This is a genomic window from Woeseia sp. D3-10 (assembly GCF_055809415.1).
Genome location: NZ_JBVVTW010000007.1, coordinates 3,686,037 through 3,705,269, shown reverse-complemented (window position 1 = coordinate 3,705,269; position 19,233 = coordinate 3,686,037). Strand labels below are relative to the sequence as shown.

The window sequence follows — 19,233 nt, the reverse complement described above, 5'->3', positions numbered from 1 at the left end:
ATGTCTTACCGGGCAATCGTATTGGTACGGCGAATTTTTTTCTGCAGCTGAATCAGGCCGTACACCAGGGCCTCAGCCGTTGGCGGACAACCCGGCACGTAAACATCTACGGGCACAACGCGATCACAACCGCGAACAACTGCGTATGAATAATGGTAGTAACCGCCGCCATTGGCACAGGAGCCCATGGACAATACCCAGCGCGGTTCTGGCATCTGGTCGTAGACTTTGCGTAATGCCGGCGCCATCTTGTTGACCAGAGTTCCTGCAACGATCATGACATCCGATTGTCGTGGACTTGGACGAAATATAATTCCGAAGCGATCAAGGTCATAACGTGCTGCACCAGCGTGCATCATTTCGACGGCGCAACAAGCGAGCCCGAAGGTCATGGGCCACAACGAGCCGGTCCGCGCCCAGTTGATCACATTGTCTACGCTGGTGACCACGAAGCCTTTTTTCTGCAGGCTTTGCTCAGCACCGCCAGTAGCAGCGGCAGGAACGGGTTCCTGACCTGCGGTACTCAATCCCATTCGAGCGCCCCTTTCTTCCATTCGTACGCGAAGCCGACCACGAGGATAGCCAGGAAGATTCCCATCGCGATCAGACCGAATCCGCCGACCGTATCCAGTGACACGGCCCAGGGAAACAGAAAGGCGATCTCGAGATCAAAAATAATGAAAAGGATGGCAACCAGGTAGTAACGCACATCGAACTTCGTCCGCGAATCCTCAAAGGGTTCGAAGCCGCATTCGTAGGCCGACAGCTTTTCAGTGTCTTTCTCACCACTACCGAACAAAAAGCCAAGGGCAAGCAATAGCAAGCCAATGCCGGTTGCAACACCGAGAAAAATTAAAACAGGCAGGTAATTTTCAAGCATTGTTCTCGGCAGCCAGATAGCTGCCCCGTTCCCAGGTAAATAAGCCGCGGTATTGTATCAGTCTGTCGGAGGCTGTTAATACCCCTAACTCCCCTGCCGGTAACACTTTTTCCTTACTTTTCGTTTCAGAAACAGTAATAGCCCGAATTTCGCCGGATACACACACGTGTTTTGATAGGTTGCTCAATAGCTATGCGTCCAACTTGCGGCACGCGGCAGCAACATTCGCGCGTGAAGGACTGCGCACGCAGGCAGGGTTCGTGACGAGCAGCGACTCAGCGGGTAACACGCCCACGACCATGCCCTACTCCGGCAACTGCAAGGCCGCATGGGCCGGAAGGCCAACACGCGCCCCAAAAAAAGGCGATCTGCCCGTGCAAATCGCCCTTTTTGAATTGGTGCCGACGGCCGGACTCGAACCGGCACAGCTCTCGCTACTGCCCCCTCAAGACAGCGTGTCTACCAATTCCACCACGTCGGCTAATTTCGTTGTATGCCTTCGGCCCGCTACTGCGGATCAACCGTTTCGTCACTGCTTTCCAGTGACGGCATGTCCACGGCGGCCTCATCAGCCGGGTCCAGTGTCGGCAGCTCCGGCACTTCGTTGACGGCGGGCGCAGCAGACTCATCGACTATCGGTGCCGTTTCGATAAGGCTGGTTGGCGCCTCGGCCCGTTGGCTGCTCATGTAAGCCAGCGTAAGGCTGGTGGCGAAAAATGCTGTCGCCAGTACTGCCGTCATACGGGAGAAAAAGCTCGATGAACCGCGTGCACCGAAGACCGTACCGGACGCACCGCCACCAAAAGCGGCGCCAGCATCCGCGCCTTTGCCGCGCTGAATCAGTACCAGCACGATAATAAGTATCGCGATCAGCGTATGGCCGATCAGGACAGCTGTTTGCAATGTATTCATTGTTACCTCAATTACAGGCGCTTGCTGCTTCAGCAATCGCCAAAAAATCCGCCGGCTTCAGCGACGCACCGCCGATCAAGCCACCGTCTATGTCCGGCATCTCGAACAGGCCAACCGCATTGTCACCTTTGACACTGCCGCCATACAAGATTTGCAGACGTTCAGCCACGCCCGCATCCTGTGCCGCAATTAAGCCCCGGATGTGCGCGTGCACCTCCTGCGCCTGTTGCGGACTCGCCGTTTCGCCCGTTCCTATGGCCCAAACCGGCTCGTACGCTACAACGGCTCCGGCGAACGTCGAAACGCCCGCCAATTCCAGTACCGCATTCAATTGCGCGTCAATCACGCCGTTGGTACGGCCTGCCTCACGATCCTGCAAGGTTTCGCCGATGCACAATACTGGCGTCAGCCCCTGCGAAATCGCCGCCACGTACTTGGCCGCCACAGTCTCGCTGGTCTCGCCAAGTAGCGCACGCCGTTCGGAATGGCCGACTATGACATGACTGCAACCAACGTCCTGCAACATGGCCGCCGAGATTTCCCCCGTAAACGCCCCGGACTCGTGTTCCGACACGTTCTGACCACCAACAGCAATTCCGCTGCCTGCTAGCGCTGCTACCGCATCAGCAAGATACGGAAACGGCGGACAAACGAGCATTTTCGCGCTAGAACCGACTTCAACGCCGGCGCGTATCGCACTCAACAACTCCGCGTTGGCAGCACGGCTGCCATTCATCTTCCAGTTTCCAGCTACCAGAAAGTTCCGCATCACTGTCCCCGCATCCGGGTCTGCTCAAAAGGCGCGCAAGGATACCCGCCGGTCAGGCGCAAATCAACGCGGAAGTGCTCGCGCGCGGACAGAAAGGGTATCAAGTGGCCGCTTCCGCGACCACGGCGGCCAATCGCTCCGCCAGCGCCTGCACCTGGCTCTGATCCTGCCCTTCTACCATGACCCGAATTACCGGTTCCGTGCCCGAGGCCCGCAGCACTACCCGACCCGAGTCTTTCAGCTCTTTTTCTGCCTGTTCGACAGCAGCGGTTATGGCGGTTGACGAAGCTGGGTCCAGACGCTTGTCCGTCCGTACATTCAGCAATATTTGCGGGTATTTCGGCATGCCTGCTGCCAGTTCGCCCAAAGTCTTGCCTGTGCGCTTGATGATCGCCAATACCTGCAACGCACTGATCAGGCCATCGCCCGTAGTCGTTTGGTCCAGACAAATCATGTGCCCGGAGGTTTCACCACCGATGATTCCGCCGGATTCGCGCAAGGCTTCGAGTACGTAGCGGTCACCCACTTTTGCCCGCCGGAAATCTATGCCGCTCTTTTGCAGGGCATGTTCCAGCCCAAGATTGCTCATGACCGTCCCGACCACTGGCCCACGCAACTTGCCTTCCTGCTTGCGATCGGTTGCGATGATATACAGCAGCTGATCGCCATCCAGCAGGTTACCGGCCTCATCGACCATCACTACTCTGTCACCATCACCATCCAGCGCGATACCTACATCGGCTTTTACGGCCGGCACCGTTTGTTGCAACAACCCCGGTTCGGTGGAGCCACAACTGTCATTGATATTGCGCCCGTTCGGTGAACAACCAATTGGAATGACTTCCGCACCCAATTCGTTCAGTGTCCGTGGTCCCACTTTGTAGCCTGCGCCGTTGGCACCATCAAAGACGACCTTGATGCCGTCGAGGGTCAATTCCTTCGGGAAAGTGGACGCGCAGAAATCTTGATAACGGCTACGCGCCGAATCAATTCGACGGGCGCGACCAAGCTCATGGGACTCAAGCGTAATTGCAGGCTGTCCGAGGTAACGTTCAATAGCCGCTTGTTCCTCGTCGGTTAGTTTGCCGCCGTTGGCATCGAAAAATTTAATCCCGTTGTCGTAGTACGGATTATGCGATGCGCTGATTACGACGCCGAGATCCGCATTGAATTGCTGCGTCAGGAAGGCAATACCGGGCGTAGGTAGTGGTCCCAGCAATAAGACGTTGGCGCCGGCGGCGACGAACCCGGCCTCCAGCGCCGATTCAAACATATACCCTGACAATCGGGTGTCTTTGCCGATCAACACCGTACCGCCTGGCGGTACCAGCACCTGCGCCGCCGCGCTGGCCAGTCGCAGTGCAAAATCAGCGCTCATTGGGTCGCGCCCCACGGTGCCACGAACGCCGTCTGTTCCGAAATATTTGGTAGTCATCTGGCCTCTGTCTTCGAAGTTATTGCAGATCACGAATCGGCCATGGTGGCTGCGACAATCCGCAGTGCGTCGACCGTTGCGGCGACGTCGTGTGTGCGCACTATATGCGCACCGCGCTCTACAGCCAAGACTGCGGCTGCCAGTCCTGCCGCCAGGCGCTCGTCAGGCTGGCGTCCAGTCAGGTTACCGAGCGTGCGTTTACGGGATAAACCAACCAGTACGGGCAGGCCCAATTGCCGGAATTCTGCCAAGCTTCGCAAGATCCTGAGATTGTGCTGATCCGTCTTGCCGAAGCCAAAGCCAGGGTCAATCACCAACCGGTCCCGCGCAAGCCCGGCTGCCTCACAAGCTGCGACTCGCTCACTCAGGAAATCAATAATGTCGCCGGGCAGCGACTCATAAACAGGGTCTGCCTGCATGGTGGCTGGTGTGCCCAGCATGTGCATCAGGCAGACAGCCGCCGGCAATTCGCTTGCCGCCGCGAGCGCCCCATCACGCCGCAATGCGTACACATCGTTTATCAGGCAGGCACCGGCAGCTACAGCGGCACGCATGACCCCGGCCTTACTGGTATCGATGGAAATCAGCGCACCGGTCTCCCGGGCAACCGCTTCGATGACGGGTACTACCCGCTCGATCTCTTCGTCGACAGGGACATTGGCAGCGCCCGGTCTTGTCGATTCGCCACCAATATCAATGAAATCGGCGCCGGCCGCGACCATTTCCAGGGCTTGCCGGCGCGCATCATCAAAGTGAAGGAAACGGCCTCCGTCTGAAAACGAATCGGAGGTAACGTTCAGAATGCCCATGACCCGCGGTCGCGAAAGGTCGAATGTTTGCGAACCGAGGTTTAGTTGCATGGAGCGGTCTGCCGGAAGTATCGCGGGCGGCGATACTTCGCCGCCCGCGACAACCCTGTACGTCGGGTGCTAGTTCTCGGTAGCAGGCTCGCCAATGGTGCCGGTGGCATCATTGTTATCGCGCTTGCTGCGCGTGCCACGCGGCGGCGTGCTGCCCGTGTCGTCCCAACCCTCAGGCGGCTGCGGTTCGCGCCCTTCCATAATGTCTTTAATCTGGGTTGAGTCGATCGTTTCGTACTTCATCAGTGCTTTCGCCATGACGTGCAGCTTGTCGACCTGCTCTTCGAGGATCTGTTTCGCTCTCGCGTAGTTGCGATCGATAATGGCGCGTACTTCTTCATCGATCGTATGCACAGTAACGTCGGACACCTGCTTGTGTTGAGTCACTGACCGACCAAGGAACACTTCGCCGTCGTCCTCACTGTAAGTCAGCGGCCCAAGCTTTTCGGACAATCCCCATTTGGTAACCATGTTGCGGGCAATATCCGTCGCTCGTTCAATGTCATTGGACGCACCGGTCGTGACACCGTTTGGCCCCAGCGTCATTTCTTCGGCCAGACGGCCACCAAACAAAGACGAAATCGAGCTTTCGAGGCGTTCTTTTGAAATGCTGTACTTGTCCTCTTCAGGTAAGTACATCGTTACGCCGAGAGCACGCCCTCGTGGAATGATAGTCACTTTGTGCACTGGATCATGGTCCGGGACCAGGTAACCCACAATGGCATGACCTGCCTCGTGATAGGCCGTATTGAGCTTTTCCTTCTCACTCATCACCATGGATCGGCGTTCAGCGCCCATCATGATCTTGTCTTTGGCCTTCTCGAACTCTTCCATACTCACGACGCGCTTGTTCGAACGTGCCGCAAACAACGCGGCCTCGTTGACCAGATTCGCGAGATCGGCGCCGGAGAAACCTGGCGTGCCGCGACCGATTACTGCTGCATCGACATCGTCGGCGAGCGGCACTTTGCGCATATGTACTTTCAGAATGAGTTCGCGGCCACGAATATCCGGCAACGGCACCACAACCTGCCGATCAAAACGGCCCGGTCGCAACAACGCTGGATCCAGTACATCGGGGCGGTTGGTCGCAGCGATGACGATGATGCCCTCGTTACCCTCAAAGCCATCCATTTCAACCAGCATCTGGTTCAGGGTTTGCTCGCGCTCGTCATGACCACCGCCGAGACCCGCACCGCGATGGCGACCTACAGCATCCAGTTCGTCAATGAAGATAATGCAAGGCGCCTGTTTCTTCGCCTGTTCGAACATATCGCGAACACGGGAAGCACCAACGCCCACAAACATTTCTACGAAGTCCGAACCGGAAATCGTAAAGAACGGCACTTTGGCTTCGCCGGCGATAGCGCGGGCAAGCAAGGTCTTGCCGGTTCCGGGCGGGCCTACCATCAACACACCCTTGGGAATCTTGCCGCCGAGACGCTGGAACTTGCTGGGGTCCCGCAGGAACTCGACGATCTCGGAAACCTCTTCTTTGGCTTCCTCGACACCGGCAACATCTGCAAACGACACGCTGACCTGGTCTTCGCCCAGCAGTCTGGCCTTGCTCTTGCCGAAGGACATTGCGCCACGGCCACCGCCCCCACCTTGCATCTGGCGCATGAAGTAAATCCATACACCAATCAATAACAGGATCGGGAATGAGCTGATCAGCAGTTGGCCGATGATGCTGGGCTGTTCCGGCTCTTCAGCAGTAAACCGAACGCCGTTTTGCTCAAGGAGACCAATCAACGTGTTGTTGTCAGTCTCGGGGCTGATCGTGTAGTTCGTTAATGGGTCACGGCTGCCGAAATTGATCCGGTCGCCTTTGAACTCGACTCGTTGTACGTTGCCACCACGAACTTCCTGAAGAAATTCGGAGTAATCAACCTTTGCCGGCGGCTGACCATTGGCACCCGTAAGGCCCTGCACAACTGACAGCAGCACCACTATGATGACAATGAATACGAGGATGTTCTTGGTCAGGTCGTTCACAGTATTTGCACCACTCCGAAAACAGCTTTTCGCCTTCCGCACAGCCGCCTTCGGCACCTGTTTTAGACTGCGTCTAAGCCTTAGACACTACTACAGTTGATAGTTTCTCGCTACCAGATAGACCTCACTACTGGAGGCTCTGGAGGCCGCGGGTTTCATCACTTTTACTCGCCCAAATGACCGCCTCGCATCGAGGATAAAGGCATCACTGCCTTCACCCTGAAACATCTTGCAAATGAAGCTGCCTCCCGCTCTCAGCACCTGTCGCGCCATATCCAGCGCCAGTTCAGTCAGGTACATCGAGCGCGGTTGGTCAACGGCCTTCGTGCCGCTGATATTGGGTGCCATGTCGCTCATTACAAGGTCTGCCTTTTCGCCATTGAGGCTAAGCAGCATTTGCTCCAGGATTTCCGGCTCGGTGAAATCGCCCAGTATGAACTCCACATCCGGCAAACTGTCCATCGGCAGCAGGTCGACGGCCACGATTCTTACTTTGCCGGTGTTGCGGGCGCTCACGTACTGACTCCAGCCGCCAGGCGCCGCGCCGAGGTCCACGCACAGCATGCCCGGTTTCAGCAGTTTCTCCTTGGTCAGAATCTCTTCCAGCTTGAAAACGGCCCGCGATCGCCACCCTTCGCGGCGTGCTCGCTGCACATAGGGATCCCGTTCCTGCCGCGATCGCCAGGAGCCCGAACTGCCGCGCGGCCGGCTCACAAATTTCCTGCGGCAACTATCACCGGCCGCCCTCGCAGGCTGTTACAATCGCCGCCCATGAAAATCTCCGAATCACAAAAAAAATACCTGCGCGGACTTGGCCACTCGCTGAAGCCTGTCGTTACCGTTGCCGACGCCGGCCTCTCCGAAGCAGTGATGAAAGAGTTTGACTCAACAATCAATCATCACGAACTCATCAAAGTGAAGGTTCGCATTGGCGATCGCCAGCAACGCGACCAGATCATTGAGCAACTGTGCGAGTCCGGGTCTGCCGAGCTGATAACCCGCATCGGCAATGTCGCGCTGCTGTTCCGGCGCAACCGCAAAAAGCCAAAGATCAAGCTACCCGGAAACTGGGCAAGCTATTCGTAACGAACAGCGATCACTTCGTAATGCTTCTCGCCGCCTGGCGCAGAGAAGCTGACTTCATCGCCTTCATTCTTGCCAATCAGTGCGCGGGCAATCGGCGACGAAAACGAAATCATGCCAATTTTTATATCGGCTTCGTCCTCACCCACGATCGTATACACCTTCTTCTCGCTTGATTCTTCATCAAGCAACTCGACAGTCGAACCGAAAACGATTCGCCCTTTGGCGTCTATGGTTTTGACATCAATGATTTGAGTGTTGGACAGCTTGCCTTCAATTTCCTTGATGCGACCTTCAATGAAACCCTGCTGCTCCTTAGCCGCATGATATTCCGCATTCTCTTTCAGGTCCCCGTGTGCACGGGCTTCTGAAATGGCCTGAATCACTTGAGGGCGATCAGTCGATTTCAGTTTCTTGAGTTCGTCGCGCAGCAGTTCAGCACCGCGTACGGTCATCGGTACTTTATTCATGCTGCCACCTCACTGTGCAGGTCCTGCAATCGATTGACTTCAATATTATCGAGATGATCGAGCGCCCGGCATGTAGCGATCGCAGCGCCGAGCGTCGTGTAATAGGTAACGTTCTTCCGCACCGCTTCGGCGCGAATAGATTCTGATTCCTGAATAGCCTGTTTTCCTTCCGTTGTATTAACGATCAACGCTATTTCATTATTCTTGATCATGTCAACGATATGCGGCCGACCTTCGCGCACTTTGTTCGCTCGCCGACACGGCACGCCGGCGGCCGCCAGCATTTTCGCAGTACCGTGTGTCGCTACAATATCAAATCCGTGTGCTTCGAGGATTTGCGCCAGCTCTATCGCGCCATCTTTATCCCGGTCGCGAACACTGATAAGCGCCAGGCCTTTGCGCGGCAACACCACGCCGGAAGCCAGCTGCGCCTTTGCATAGGCTTCGCCAAATGAACGTCCTACGCCCATCACTTCACCGGTGGATTTCATCTCCGGCCCAAGAATCGGGTCAGCGCCGGGGAACTTAATGAACGGGAATACCGCTTCCTTGACCGAGAAAAAAGTCGGTTTGCGTTGCTCGGTATAGCCCTGATCCTGCAATGACTCGCCAACCATAACCCGGGCAGCGATCTTTGCCAGCGGCACGCCGGTCGCCTTGGATACAAACGGTACGGTTCGCGACGCGCGCGGATTCACTTCCAGTAAGTAAACCACATTGTTCTGAATAGCGAACTGGGTGTTCATCAACCCTACAACATTCAAACCATTGGCAAGTTTAATGACCTGCTCAACCAATTCTTTCTGTATGTCTTCGCTCAGACTAAACGGCGGCAAGGAACAACCGGAATCACCTGAATGCACGCCAGCCTGTTCGATATGTTCCATGATTCCACCGACCAGCACGTCTTTGCCGTCGCAAATAATATCGACGTCAACCTCAGTGGCCAGATCCAAGAAGCGATCGAGCAACACGGGGCTGTCATTGGACACATCTATCGCAGCTTTCATGTACGCCGCCAGATCATCCGTGCTGTGTACGACTTCCATCGCCCGTCCGCCCAGTACATAGGACGGCCTGACAACCAGCGGATAACCGACGTCCGCCCCCATCAACAATGCCTCATCGTAATTTCGAGCCGTACGGTTTGGCGGTTGACGCAGTTTCAGTTCATTAACCAGCTGCAGGAAACGCTCCCGGTCTTCGGCGAGATCGATCGAATCCGGCGACGTGCCAATAATCGGAGCGCCAGCAGCCTCAAGATCACGCGCGAGTTTCAACGGCGTCTGCCCACCGTATTGAACAATCACCCCTTTTGGCTTTTCTTTGTCGATAATTTCCATGACGTCTTCGAACGTCAGCGACTCGAAATACAGCCGATCAGAGGTGTCGTAGTCCGTAGACACAGTCTCCGGGTTGCAATTGACCATGACGGTCTCGTAACCCGACTCCTTCAAAGCCAGCGCCGCATGCACACAGCAATAATCGAACTCGATGCCTTGGCCAATACGATTGGGGCCGCCGCCAAGGATCATGATCTTGTCGCGGCCGGTTGGCTCCGCCTCACACTCTTCTTCGTAGGTCGAGTAAAGATACGCGGTTGTGGTCGCAAACTCGGCCGCACAGGTATCGACGCGCTTGTAAACGGGCCGCAGACCGAACTCGTGCCGTGCAGCCCGCACCCTCGCCTCTGGGCAACCGGCCAGTTTCGCCAGTCGCATGTCGGAGAAGCCCTTGCGTTTCAGTCGGCGCAGCCACGCGGCATCAATACCATCGATGCCAGTATCGGCAAATGCCTGCTCTTCGCGCACCAGGTCCGCGATCTGAGCCAAAAACCACGGGTCGATGCCACTGATTTCGGCGATCTCGTCCAGCTCCATCCCCAGCCGCATGGCATCGGCGATCAGCCAAATTCTGTCCGCACCGGGCAAACGCAATTCCTGGCGTAGTTCATCGAGATCGTTCGGGTCTTGCAGAGTGTGCAGCTTTTCATCCAGCCCGCAGACGCCGGTTTCCAGACCGCGCAAGGCCTTCTGCAGTGACTCCTGGAAGGTTCGACCGAACGACATGACTTCGCCGACGGACTTCATCTGCGTCGTCAGGCGTGTATTGGCACGCGGAAATTTCTCAAACGTAAAGCGTGGGATCTTGGTAACTACGTAGTCTATCGAAGGTTCAAACGAGGCAGGCGTTGCGCCACCCGTAATGTCGTTTTGCAGTTCGTCGAGCGTATAGCCAACTGCCAGCTTCGCCGCGATTTTTGCAATAGGGAAGCCGGTCGCTTTAGACGCGAGCGCGGAAGATCGGGACACCCGCGGGTTCATCTCAATAATGAGCAGGCGCCCGTCAACAGGATTCAATGCAAACTGCACGTTCGAGCCGCCGGTTTCGACGCCGATCTTGCGCAGTACGTCGACCGCCGCGTTGCGCATCCGCTGATACTCTTTATCGGTCAGCGTTTGTGCGGGTGCTACCGTAATGGAATCCCCGGTATGCACGCCCATCGCGTCGAAATTTTCGATTGAGCAGACGATGATGCAATTGTCCGCGCGGTCGCGAACCACTTCCATCTCAAACTCTTTCCACCCCAGTACCGACTCTTCCAGCAGGACCTCGGTGGTTGGCGACAGCTCCAGACCGTGCGCGACGATGCGCGAAAACTCTTCACGATTGTAGGCGATACCGCCGCCGCTGCCGCCCATGGTGAAGGACGGCCGGATGATCGTCGGGAAACCGATGCTCTCCTGTTTCTCGAGCGCTTCGTCCAGCGTGTGAGCGATCTCGGCCCGTGGCGTTTCCAGCCCTATCTCGGTCATGGCCTGACGAAATTGCTCGCGATCTTCGGCCATGTCGATGGCATCGCGCGATGCGGCGATCATTTCGACGCCGTACTTCTCGAGGACACCTTCCCGAACCAGGTCGAGAGCACAGTTCAGCGCCGTCTGCCCACCCATGGTCGGCAACAATGCATCAGGCCGTTCACGGGCGATAATCTGCTCAACGGCACGCCAGTGAACCGGTTCGACGTAGATGGCATCGGCCGTTTCCGGATCCGTCATGATCGTCGCCGGATTCGAGTTCACCAGTATGACCCGGTAGCCCTCTTCCTTTAGCGCCTTGCAGGCCTGAGTACCGGAATAATCAAATTCGCACGCCTGACCAATAACGATGGGGCCAGCGCCGATAATCAAGATGCTTTCTATGTCACTGCGTTTGGGCATGGTGCTCTGCTGCTGTGGCCCCGAGGCCAGCTAATGAAATCGTTTTTTACTTTAACTATTGATTGTATCTGATTGAAATGAAGCTAATTTATTGTCTCGCCGCGAGCGTACTGTGCGCCGCACCGCGCTTTGCTTCATCCATGTCAGCGATGAACCGCTCAAACAGGAACAGGAGATCGTGCGGCCCTGGACTCGCCTCCGGATGTCCCTGAAAGCCGAACGCTGGCTGACCCGTCAGCGCGATACCTTGAACCGAGCCGTCAAACAGCGAACGGTGCGTCACTTCGACATTGCCCGGCAGTGACGCCTCATCAACCGCGAAACCGTGGTTCTGACTGGAGATCAAAACCCGTTTGGACGCCAGATCCTGGACCGGGTGATTGGCACCGTGGTGACCAAATTTCATTTTCTCAGTACGGCCACCGACAGCCAGTGCCAGCAACTGGTGGCCGAGGCAAATGCCGAATACCGGAATTTCAACCTCGAGGAATTGTTGAATGGCCCTGATCGCGTAGTCGCAGGGCTCAGGATCACCGGGGCCGTTGGACAAGAACACACCGTCCGGCGCCATCGCCAGAACTTCTTCGGCCGAAGTAGTGGCGGGGACAACGGTCATCCGGCAGTCGAAGTCGGACAACAGCCGCAAAATATTACGCTTGACGCCAAAATCGTAGGCGACCACGTGGTAAGGCGCTATCCGGCGAGTCATTACCCGCGGACCGCGGCCAAACTCGGTACCGTGGCTCCACTGGTATTTTTGTTCGCAAGTCACGAACTTGGCGAGGTCCATGCCGGAGATGCCCGGGAATTTGCGCGCGTGCTGCACGGCAACTGCAGGATCGGCGTCGCCCGTCATAATGCAGCCGGACTGAGCGCCGGTTTCACGCAGCAAACGGGTCAGTTTGCGCGTGTCGATTTCGGCAATGGCGACGGTCTTCGCCTGCCGCAGAAAGTCGCTGAAACTGCGTTCCGAGCGCCAGCTGCTGGTCACCATTGAGCTGTCGCGAATGACGAGCCCGGACGCGTGCACACGGCGCGACTCCATGTCTTCGCTGTTGGTGCCAACGTTACCGATGTGGGGATAGGTCAGGGTTACCAGCTGGCGGCAATAGGACGGATCGGTCAATATTTCCTGGTAACCCGTCATGGCCGTATTGAAGACGACTTCGCCGATCGTCTTGCCTTCACTGCCGACGGAAATACCATGAAATACAGTGCCGTCCTGAAGGGCCAGTATTGCGGGTGTAGTCAATGGCATTCCTCGGTTTGTTCTGTACTACCATCTACCGGCGCCGCTGGAAACGGCAACGTTAGATGCACAAAAGCGGAAGGACGATGCCTCCCGCTTATGAGATCGCCAGCCAACTGGCGATCCGGCGTAGTCTACTCAACGCGGGCGAAAGGTGCCAGAGCTATGCGGGCAATTTGCTTATCCCCGGAACCCGATTCGCGCGCGGGAACCCGCTGTTTGCCCTCTGCTGTCGTTTCAACCGCCGAGCAGATCCTGCATGCTATAGAGCCCCGGCGGGCGTCCGTGCAGCCATTGCGCCGCTCGCAGGGCGCCAACGGCGAAGACTCGCCGGTCCGTAACCGTATGACTAAAAGAGAGGTTTTCGTCAGGGCCGGTAAGCACCACCGTGTGCGCACCGGGGTGCAGCCCTTCGCGGCGCACGTCGAATACGATCTCGTCGTTATTCTGTGCAATCGCCGGCCGCTCTGCGTCGTAACGCATGACCGAATCGAAATCCTGTCCACGCGCTTGCGCCAGCGTTTCCCCCAGCATCAGCGCCGTGCCTGACGGTGCATCGCGTTTCTCGGCATGGTGCAGATCACTGATTCTCGCCGCGAATCCCGAGCCGAGTACTCGCCCGCTCTGCTCGACCATGCGCCGCAGCAAAGCAACGCCTATGCTCATATTGCGGTCGTAGAACAGCGGCACAGTGCGCGCAGCGGACTGCAACGCCGCCAGTGAATCCTGATCCAGACCGCTGACGCCGCAAACCAGCGCCTTGCGCGCTTTGACCGATACCTCGAGGATGCCCGGCAGCGCATCCGGCAGACTGAAATCAATGGCAACGTCCGCCGCTTCGACCACTGACGGCAAATCGCAACTCGCGGTCACGCCATTGGCCGCGGATCCAGCAAACTCGGTCATGGGCCTGTCCAGCAATGCGCTGTCCGGACGGACCCAAACTCCGCTCAATTGCAGCGATGCTTCACTGGCCGCGATGGCTCGCATGATTTCGCGGCCCATGCGGCCTGCGCCGAGCACACTAATGCCAAGCTTTGAAATGTCGGATCTCCAAAATTTGCCGGCGTTGGCCGACTACAGCGCCACCATCCGGCAGACCGATGCGCCGAGTTGCCTAGGCTTGCCCAATACGATCAAAGAATCGCTTGACGGTGCCCAGCCAGCTGTCAGCACGAGGATTGTGTTTGTCACCGCCTTCGGCCACTGCTTTTTCAAAATCCCGCAACAGCGTCTTTTGCGTTTCCGTCAGATTAACGGGAGTTTCAACCAGCACCGTCGCGAACAAGTCGCCCTGGCGACGGTCACGTACGGTCGAAACACCTTTACCGCGCAGCCGGAATACTTTGCCTGACTGCGTGCCAGCGGGCACTTTCAGTGACACGTGACCTTCAAGCGTTGGCAATTCCACCTCGCCACCCAAGGCCGCGGTCGTAATACTGACCGGCACTTCGCAGGCAAGGTCCGCGCCTTCGCGGGTGAAAATCTTGTGCGGATTAACCCTGATTTCGACATACAGGTCACCGGGAGGTCCGCCGTTGCGGCCCGCTTCGCCCTCGCCCGACAAGCGAATACGATCACCCTCATCCACTCCGCCCGGCACTTTCACCGAGAGTTTCTTGACGCGGGAAACGCGGCCGCGACCGTGACAATCATCGCAAGGGTCCGCGATAACGGAGCCGCTGCCCTTACACGCCGGGCAAGTCTGCTGGATCGAAAAGAATCCTTGTTGCATGCGCACCTGACCAACACCGCCGCAGGTTGTGCACTGGGTTGGTTTGCTGCCTTTGCGTGCGCCGCTGCCGTCACAGGTATCGCAGGCAGCCTGGGTCGGCACTTCGATGGTAACGGTGTCGCCGCTGACTGCTTTTTCCAGATCAAGACGCAACTCGTAGCCCAGGTCCGCGCCGCGGAACACCTGGCTCCGCCCGGCTCGCCGGCCGCCACCGCCGAAAATGTCGCCAAAGACGTCGCCGAAAATGTCGCCGAACCCTTCGGCGCCGTAGCCGCCACCACCGCCAGCCCTGCTACGCAATCCTTCGTGGCCGAACTGGTCGTAGGTCCCGCGTTTCTCGGTATCGCTCAGCACGTCATAGGCTTCGCGAGCTTCTTTGAAGCGGCGCGTTGCATCCTCATCATCCTTGTTGCGATCAGGATGATGCTTCATAGCCAGACGGCGATAAGCTTTTTTGATTTCGTCCTTGGTTGCGGTCTTTTTAACCCCAAGAACTTCGTAATAATCGCGTTTGGCCATACTGCCTCTATTGCTGAAAAGCGGACGTCAGGCCTGACGTCCGCCGGATAGCACTCAATCTCTTGTATTTAAATTAACTCGACTTTTTCTTGTCGTCGTCAACTTCCTCAAACTCCGCGTCAACGACGTCGTCCTTGCCTGACGCTGCCTGGCCGTCTGCGGCTTCGCCTTCAGCTGCGCCCTCTGTCGCTTGCTCAGCGTACAACTTCTGGGCAACCGCTCCCGACGCTTCGGTCAAGGCATTGATCTTGGCCTCGATCTGCTCAGGGTCGTCAGACTTCAACGCATCTTTCAAGTCACTGACAGCCGCTTCGACGGCAGCACGGTCCTCGTCTGTCGCCTTATCGCCGAGTTCAGTGATCGTCTTTTCAGCTGCGTGGATCAAGCCATCCGCTTTGTTTCGTGTATCGACGAGTTCGCGGAACTTACGATCTTCCTCAGCATGGCTTTCTGCGTCCGATACCATTTTGTCGATCTCGTCATCGGTGAGACCGCTCGATGCCTTGATCACGATGTTCTGGCTCTTACCGGTTGCCTTGTCCTTCGCGGACACGTTCAGGATACCGTTCGCGTCGATATCAAAGGTCACTTCAATTTGTGGCATGCCCCGCGGTGCCGGCGGAATATCAGTCAGATCGAATCGACCCAGCGACTTGTTACCCTGCGCCTTCTCGCGTTCACCCTGCAGTACGTGAATAGTTACTGCGGTCTGGTTGTCATCGGCTGTCGAGAACACCTGTTCCGCATTGGCCGGAATAGTCGTGTTTTTCTCAATCAGCTTGGTCATGACACCGCCAAGCGTTTCAATACCCAGCGACAGCGGCGAAACGTCCAGCAGCAAGACGTCTTTCACGTCGCCTGCCAAAACACCGCCCTGGATTGCGGCGCCAAGTGCAACAGCCTCATCCGGGTTTACGTCACGACGCGGTTCTTTGCCGAAGAAGTTTTGTACGGCTTCCTGAACTTTAGGCATACGCGTCTGGCCGCCAACCAGAATGACGTCGTTAATCTCATTGACCTTCAAGCCCGCATCTTTGAGCGCTACTTTGCACGGCTCGATCGTACGGGTTACGAGATCTTCAACCAGTGATTCCAGCTTGGCACGCGTCAGCTTGATCGTAAGGTGCTTGGGACCTGAAGCGTCTGCAGTGATGTACGGCAGATTAACCTCAGTCTGCTGACCGGCAGACAGCTCGATCTTGGCCTTCTCAGCCGCTTCTTTAAGGCGCTGCATGGCAAGCGGATCTTTGCTGATGTCCACGCCGCTTTCGCGCTTAAATTCTGATGTCAGGTACTGAATGATGCGCAGGTCAAAGTCTTCACCGCCGAGGAACGTATCGCCGTTCGTGGCCAGTACTTCAAACTGATGCTCGCCGTCGACTTCAGCAATTTCAATGATTGAGACGTCGAAGGTACCGCCGCCAAGATCGTACACAACAATCTTCGAGTCGCCGCGCTTCTTGTCCATGCCGTACGCCAACGCAGCCGCGGTCGGCTCGTTGATAATGCGCTTGACGTCCAGACCGGCAATACGGCCGGCATCTTTGGTTGCCTGGCGCTGCGAATCGTTAAAGTACGCGGGCACAGTGACGACGGCCTCAGTGACCGGCTCGCCCAGGTAATCCTCAGCGGTCTTCTTCATTTTCATCAGGACGCGCGCGGAGATTTCCGGCGGTGCCATGGCTTTGCCATTGGCCTCGACCCAGGCATCGCCATTGTCGGCTTTGACAATCTTGTAAGGCACCATGTCAATGTCGCGGCTAACAACATCGTCACTGAACCGCCGACCGATCAGACGTTTAACCGCGTGCAAGGTATTGCTCGGGTTGGTTACCGCCTGACGCTTGGCTGCCTGGCCTACCAGTACATCACCGTCCTTGCCGAACGCGACTATCGACGGCGTTGTTCGATCGCCCTCGCTGTTCTCTATCACTTTGGGCTTATCACCCTCCATGACCGCGACGCAGGAGTTCGTGGTACCCAGATCGATACCAATCACTTTACCCATAACGTATTTCTCCGAATTCTTTATGAAACTGCAAACTGATTCTTTAGGTGGGGTCTGAGGCTCTGCTTTCAAGCGCTGCTCATCACCCTATTTATTCGGCGTCCACCGCTGCCGAGACAACCACGCGCGCGGGTCGTAACAGCCTGCCATTCAGCGAATAGCCTTTCTGATAGACGGTCAGCACGGTTCCCGGCTCAACCTCAGTGCTCGGTTGCAGGGTCATTGCCTCGTGTTGTTGCGGATCAAAAGGCTCGCCGTGCGGATCCAATTCCTGTATGCCGAACTGTTCCATCGTGGTAGCCAACTGCTTCAGGGTGGCCTCGAATCCCTGGCGCAGCGGCTCCGGCTCGGCACCTGCACTGGTTGCGAGGCCCATTTCGAGACTGTCCCGCACGTTCAACAGCTCCCTGGCAAACGGCTCCAGTGCGAATTTGCGGGCGTTCTCGACGTCACGCTGCGAACGCTTGCGCACATTGTCGAGCTCGGCCATGGCTCGCAGGTACTTGTCCCAGTTCTCGTCGGCCTGGGCTTGCAGTACTTCGAGTTCGCTGTTGTCGGCCGTTTGCGCACCTTCGGCGCCTGCATTTTCCGCCAACGGTTCGTCGGCGTTGGGCCGGTCCGGGTTGTCGGCTTGCGGGCGATCGGGCTGTCCTGTCATGTCAAAAAAACTCCACGTACTGATAATTGACCGTACGAATAACCGCAGGCTCGCCCGCGGGTACCGCTGAAGAAGGGGGGGATTTTGGGGGCAGCGACGAAAATATCAAGCGTCTGAGGCGGTTAATCGTCGTTTTCACGCCGATATAGCGCAAATGAGTCGCTAATCAGGCACGTTCAGGACAGAACCCAGCATCTTCGCCGTAACCTCGACGATCGGAACAACCCGGTCGTAGGCCATGCGAGTAGGACCAATAACGCCCAACACGCCGATCTTGCCGTCGTCCATGCGGTACGGAGCCGTAACCACACTGCAGTCATCAAGGATCTGGTAGCCGGATTCCTCACCGATAAATACCTGCACACCGTTGGCGCTGATACTCCGGTCCAGTAGGTCGATCAGCAGCCGCTTGTGCGAAAACGCGTCGAACAGACGCCGCAGCTTGTCGATATCGGACAATTCAGCAATACCCATCAAATTCGTTTCGCCGCTCACGACAAAGCCGCTTTTTTGCGGCCCCGCCCCGTCCATCGCCGACTGCGCTACGCTCACGATATCGAGCATCGCCTGATTCATGGAATCCCGGGTTTTTTCCAGATCGCTTACCAGCCGCAGGTGAATATCCGTAAGCTCAACCCCGGCGTAATTCTCATTAATGTAATTGGCCGCACGCTGCAGTTCGTCACTCGTGTAGTTGCGGTCGGTATTCAGGATGCGGTTTTGTACTTCCCGGTTATTGATGACCAGAATTGCCAGAACCCGGTTGTCCGATAGCGGCAAGAATTCAATCTGGCGCAATGTGGCGTGCTGGCCTTTGGGCATCGTGACGACACCCGCGAGACTTGTAATACGCGACAAGGCATTCGATACCGAATTCACGAGGTTGTCCGGGTCCTGATCGTTGCCCGCGAGGCGCTTCTGCAAACGCCGGATTTCGCCGTCTTTCGGCTGCTTGTACTGCACGAGGGTATCCACAAACATGCGGTAACCGCGAGGCGTTGGCACCCGACCGGCGGACGTGTGCGGCGCCGAGACGAAGCCCAGGTCTTCCAGATCTGCGAGAACGTTGCGTATGGTCGCCGGGCTGAGGTCCAGACCGGAATCCCGCGATAAAGTGCGCGATCCGACCGGCTGACCATCACGAATAAAGCGTTGAATCAGTATTTTCAGGAGGTACTGAGAACGCTCATTGGGCACATTGCTTACTGCTTGATTCGACATGCCGGAGGTAGGCTCATTTGAAACACAGGGACCGTGGGCGAAAAAGTATACACAAGGAAGCCATGGTACAAGTCAGTGGAGCATGACAAGCTGCACATTGCTGTGAATTTCGACAAAGTAAGCGCGCCCCCTGCTTGGCGACAGGGCCGCGGTTTGCAACAATCGCGACCTCTCACGCCGAAGGCTGGCTGCGAAAGCACCACCATCACCTGCCCTGG

At 57.0% G+C, this 19,233-nt stretch carries 17 protein-coding genes and 1 tRNA gene; 1 reads left to right on the top strand and 17 read right to left on the bottom strand.

The features are described 5' to 3' along the window. Nucleotides 1-5: 5 nt before the first annotated feature. From AC0L8N_RS16960 to AC0L8N_RS16920, 9 genes are all read right to left on the bottom strand, one after another. A complete protein-coding gene (locus tag AC0L8N_RS16960) occupies nucleotides 6-533 on the bottom strand; it encodes a NuoB/complex I 20 kDa subunit family protein (protein WP_473669314.1) in 528 nt (175 codons plus the stop codon). Then, complete coding sequence (gene ndhC / locus AC0L8N_RS16955; protein WP_473669312.1) at nucleotides 524-880, bottom strand: NADH-quinone oxidoreductase subunit A; 357 nt, start codon at nucleotides 878-880, stop codon at nucleotides 524-526. The genes AC0L8N_RS16960 and ndhC overlap by 10 nt, the downstream gene beginning before the upstream one ends. A gap of 396 nt (nucleotides 881-1,276) precedes the next feature. Then, nucleotides 1,277-1,361: transfer RNA gene (locus AC0L8N_RS16950), tRNA-Leu, on the bottom strand. 26 nt (nucleotides 1,362-1,387) lie between these two features. Further along, on the bottom strand, nucleotides 1,388-1,792 hold the full coding sequence (secG, locus tag AC0L8N_RS16945; protein ID WP_473669310.1) for a preprotein translocase subunit SecG: 405 nt from the start codon (nucleotides 1,790-1,792) through the stop codon (nucleotides 1,388-1,390). A gap of 7 nt (nucleotides 1,793-1,799) precedes the next feature. Next, complete coding sequence (tpiA, locus tag AC0L8N_RS16940; RefSeq protein WP_473670213.1) at nucleotides 1,800-2,561, bottom strand: triose-phosphate isomerase; 762 nt, start codon at nucleotides 2,559-2,561, stop codon at nucleotides 1,800-1,802. Between the two features lie 100 nt (nucleotides 2,562-2,661). Beyond that, the gene (gene glmM, locus AC0L8N_RS16935; RefSeq protein WP_473669308.1) at nucleotides 2,662-3,996 is read right to left on the bottom strand and encodes a phosphoglucosamine mutase; all 1,335 of its coding nucleotides are present in this window, start codon (nucleotides 3,994-3,996) and stop codon (nucleotides 2,662-2,664) included. 29 nt (nucleotides 3,997-4,025) lie between these two features. Continuing rightward, on the bottom strand, nucleotides 4,026-4,856 hold the full coding sequence (folP, locus tag AC0L8N_RS16930; RefSeq protein WP_473669306.1) for a dihydropteroate synthase: 831 nt from the start codon (nucleotides 4,854-4,856) through the stop codon (nucleotides 4,026-4,028). Nucleotides 4,857-4,925: 69 nt separating this feature from the next. Beyond that, the gene (ftsH, locus tag AC0L8N_RS16925; protein WP_473669304.1) at nucleotides 4,926-6,851 is read right to left on the bottom strand and encodes an ATP-dependent zinc metalloprotease FtsH; all 1,926 of its coding nucleotides are present in this window, start codon (nucleotides 6,849-6,851) and stop codon (nucleotides 4,926-4,928) included. Nucleotides 6,852-6,941: 90 nt separating this feature from the next. Then, the gene (locus tag AC0L8N_RS16920; RefSeq protein WP_473669302.1) at nucleotides 6,942-7,565 is read right to left on the bottom strand and encodes an RlmE family RNA methyltransferase; all 624 of its coding nucleotides are present in this window, start codon (nucleotides 7,563-7,565) and stop codon (nucleotides 6,942-6,944) included. Nucleotides 7,566-7,622: 57 nt separating this feature from the next. Between AC0L8N_RS16920 and yhbY the strand changes: the two genes are divergently transcribed. Next, the gene (gene yhbY, locus AC0L8N_RS16915) at nucleotides 7,623-7,937 is read left to right on the top strand and encodes a ribosome assembly RNA-binding protein YhbY (protein WP_473669300.1); all 315 of its coding nucleotides are present in this window, start codon (nucleotides 7,623-7,625) and stop codon (nucleotides 7,935-7,937) included. On the opposite strand, the gene greA is transcribed toward yhbY, so the two are convergent. The 8 genes from greA to hrcA all read right to left on the bottom strand — a co-directional run bounded on the left by greA (nucleotide 7,928) and on the right by hrcA (nucleotide 19,015). Further along, nucleotides 7,928-8,404 (bottom strand): transcription elongation factor GreA, encoded by a 477-nt coding sequence (greA, locus tag AC0L8N_RS16910; RefSeq protein WP_473669298.1) that lies wholly within the window; start codon nucleotides 8,402-8,404, stop codon nucleotides 7,928-7,930. The genes yhbY and greA overlap by 10 nt on opposite strands. After that, nucleotides 8,401-11,625: a carbamoyl-phosphate synthase large subunit gene (carB, locus tag AC0L8N_RS16905; protein WP_473669296.1), complete on the bottom strand. Its 3,225-nt coding sequence runs from the start codon at nucleotides 11,623-11,625 to the stop codon at nucleotides 8,401-8,403. The genes greA and carB overlap by 4 nt, the downstream gene beginning before the upstream one ends. A gap of 88 nt (nucleotides 11,626-11,713) precedes the next feature. After that, the gene (gene carA / locus AC0L8N_RS16900; RefSeq protein ID WP_473669294.1) at nucleotides 11,714-12,883 is read right to left on the bottom strand and encodes a glutamine-hydrolyzing carbamoyl-phosphate synthase small subunit; all 1,170 of its coding nucleotides are present in this window, start codon (nucleotides 12,881-12,883) and stop codon (nucleotides 11,714-11,716) included. A gap of 228 nt (nucleotides 12,884-13,111) precedes the next feature. After that, nucleotides 13,112-13,897 carry a 4-hydroxy-tetrahydrodipicolinate reductase gene (dapB, locus tag AC0L8N_RS16895; protein WP_473669292.1) on the bottom strand — a complete coding sequence of 262 codons (786 nt, stop codon included), beginning with the start codon at nucleotides 13,895-13,897 and terminating at the stop codon, nucleotides 13,112-13,114. Between the two features lie 94 nt (nucleotides 13,898-13,991). Then, nucleotides 13,992-15,128, bottom strand: coding sequence for a molecular chaperone DnaJ (gene dnaJ, locus AC0L8N_RS16890; RefSeq protein ID WP_473669290.1), 1,137 nt, complete (start codon nucleotides 15,126-15,128; stop codon nucleotides 13,992-13,994). Between the two features lie 73 nt (nucleotides 15,129-15,201). Then, nucleotides 15,202-17,136, bottom strand: coding sequence for a molecular chaperone DnaK (gene dnaK / locus AC0L8N_RS16885; protein ID WP_473669288.1), 1,935 nt, complete (start codon nucleotides 17,134-17,136; stop codon nucleotides 15,202-15,204). A gap of 91 nt (nucleotides 17,137-17,227) precedes the next feature. Beyond that, the gene (gene grpE / locus AC0L8N_RS16880; protein ID WP_473669287.1) at nucleotides 17,228-17,794 is read right to left on the bottom strand and encodes a nucleotide exchange factor GrpE; all 567 of its coding nucleotides are present in this window, start codon (nucleotides 17,792-17,794) and stop codon (nucleotides 17,228-17,230) included. Nucleotides 17,795-17,956: 162 nt separating this feature from the next. Further along, nucleotides 17,957-19,015, bottom strand: coding sequence for a heat-inducible transcriptional repressor HrcA (gene hrcA / locus AC0L8N_RS16875; protein ID WP_473669285.1), 1,059 nt, complete (start codon nucleotides 19,013-19,015; stop codon nucleotides 17,957-17,959). Nucleotides 19,016-19,233 lie beyond the last annotated feature (218 nt).

What these genes read in the sequence shown, in the direction of transcription:
- AC0L8N_RS16960 (WP_473669314.1), bottom strand. Translation starts at nt 533, where the DNA reads ATGGGATTGAGTACCGCAGGTCAGGAACCCGTTCCTGCCGCTGCTACT.
- ndhC (WP_473669312.1), bottom strand. Translation starts at nt 880, where the DNA reads ATGCTTGAAAATTACCTGCCTGTTTTAATTTTTCTCGGTGTTGCAACC.
- secG (WP_473669310.1), bottom strand. Translation starts at nt 1,792, where the DNA reads ATGAATACATTGCAAACAGCTGTCCTGATCGGCCATACGCTGATCGCG.
- tpiA (WP_473670213.1), bottom strand. Translation starts at nt 2,561, where the DNA reads ATGCGGAACTTTCTGGTAGCTGGAAACTGGAAGATGAATGGCAGCCGT.
- glmM (WP_473669308.1), bottom strand. Translation starts at nt 3,996, where the DNA reads ATGACTACCAAATATTTCGGAACAGACGGCGTTCGTGGCACCGTGGGG.
- folP (WP_473669306.1), bottom strand. Translation starts at nt 4,856, where the DNA reads ATGCAACTAAACCTCGGTTCGCAAACATTCGACCTTTCGCGACCGCGG.
- yhbY (WP_473669300.1), top strand. Translation starts at nt 7,623, where the DNA reads ATGAAAATCTCCGAATCACAAAAAAAATACCTGCGCGGACTTGGCCAC.
- greA (WP_473669298.1), bottom strand. Translation starts at nt 8,404, where the DNA reads ATGAATAAAGTACCGATGACCGTACGCGGTGCTGAACTGCTGCGCGAC.
- carB (WP_473669296.1), bottom strand. Translation starts at nt 11,625, where the DNA reads ATGCCCAAACGCAGTGACATAGAAAGCATCTTGATTATCGGCGCTGGC.
- carA (WP_473669294.1), bottom strand. Translation starts at nt 12,883, where the DNA reads ATGCCATTGACTACACCCGCAATACTGGCCCTTCAGGACGGCACTGTA.
- dnaJ (WP_473669290.1), bottom strand. Translation starts at nt 15,128, where the DNA reads ATGGCCAAACGCGATTATTACGAAGTTCTTGGGGTTAAAAAGACCGCA.
- dnaK (WP_473669288.1), bottom strand. Translation starts at nt 17,136, where the DNA reads ATGGGTAAAGTGATTGGTATCGATCTGGGTACCACGAACTCCTGCGTC.
- grpE (WP_473669287.1), bottom strand. Translation starts at nt 17,794, where the DNA reads ATGACAGGACAGCCCGATCGCCCGCAAGCCGACAACCCGGACCGGCCC.
- hrcA (WP_473669285.1), bottom strand. Translation starts at nt 19,015, where the DNA reads ATGTCGAATCAAGCAGTAAGCAATGTGCCCAATGAGCGTTCTCAGTAC.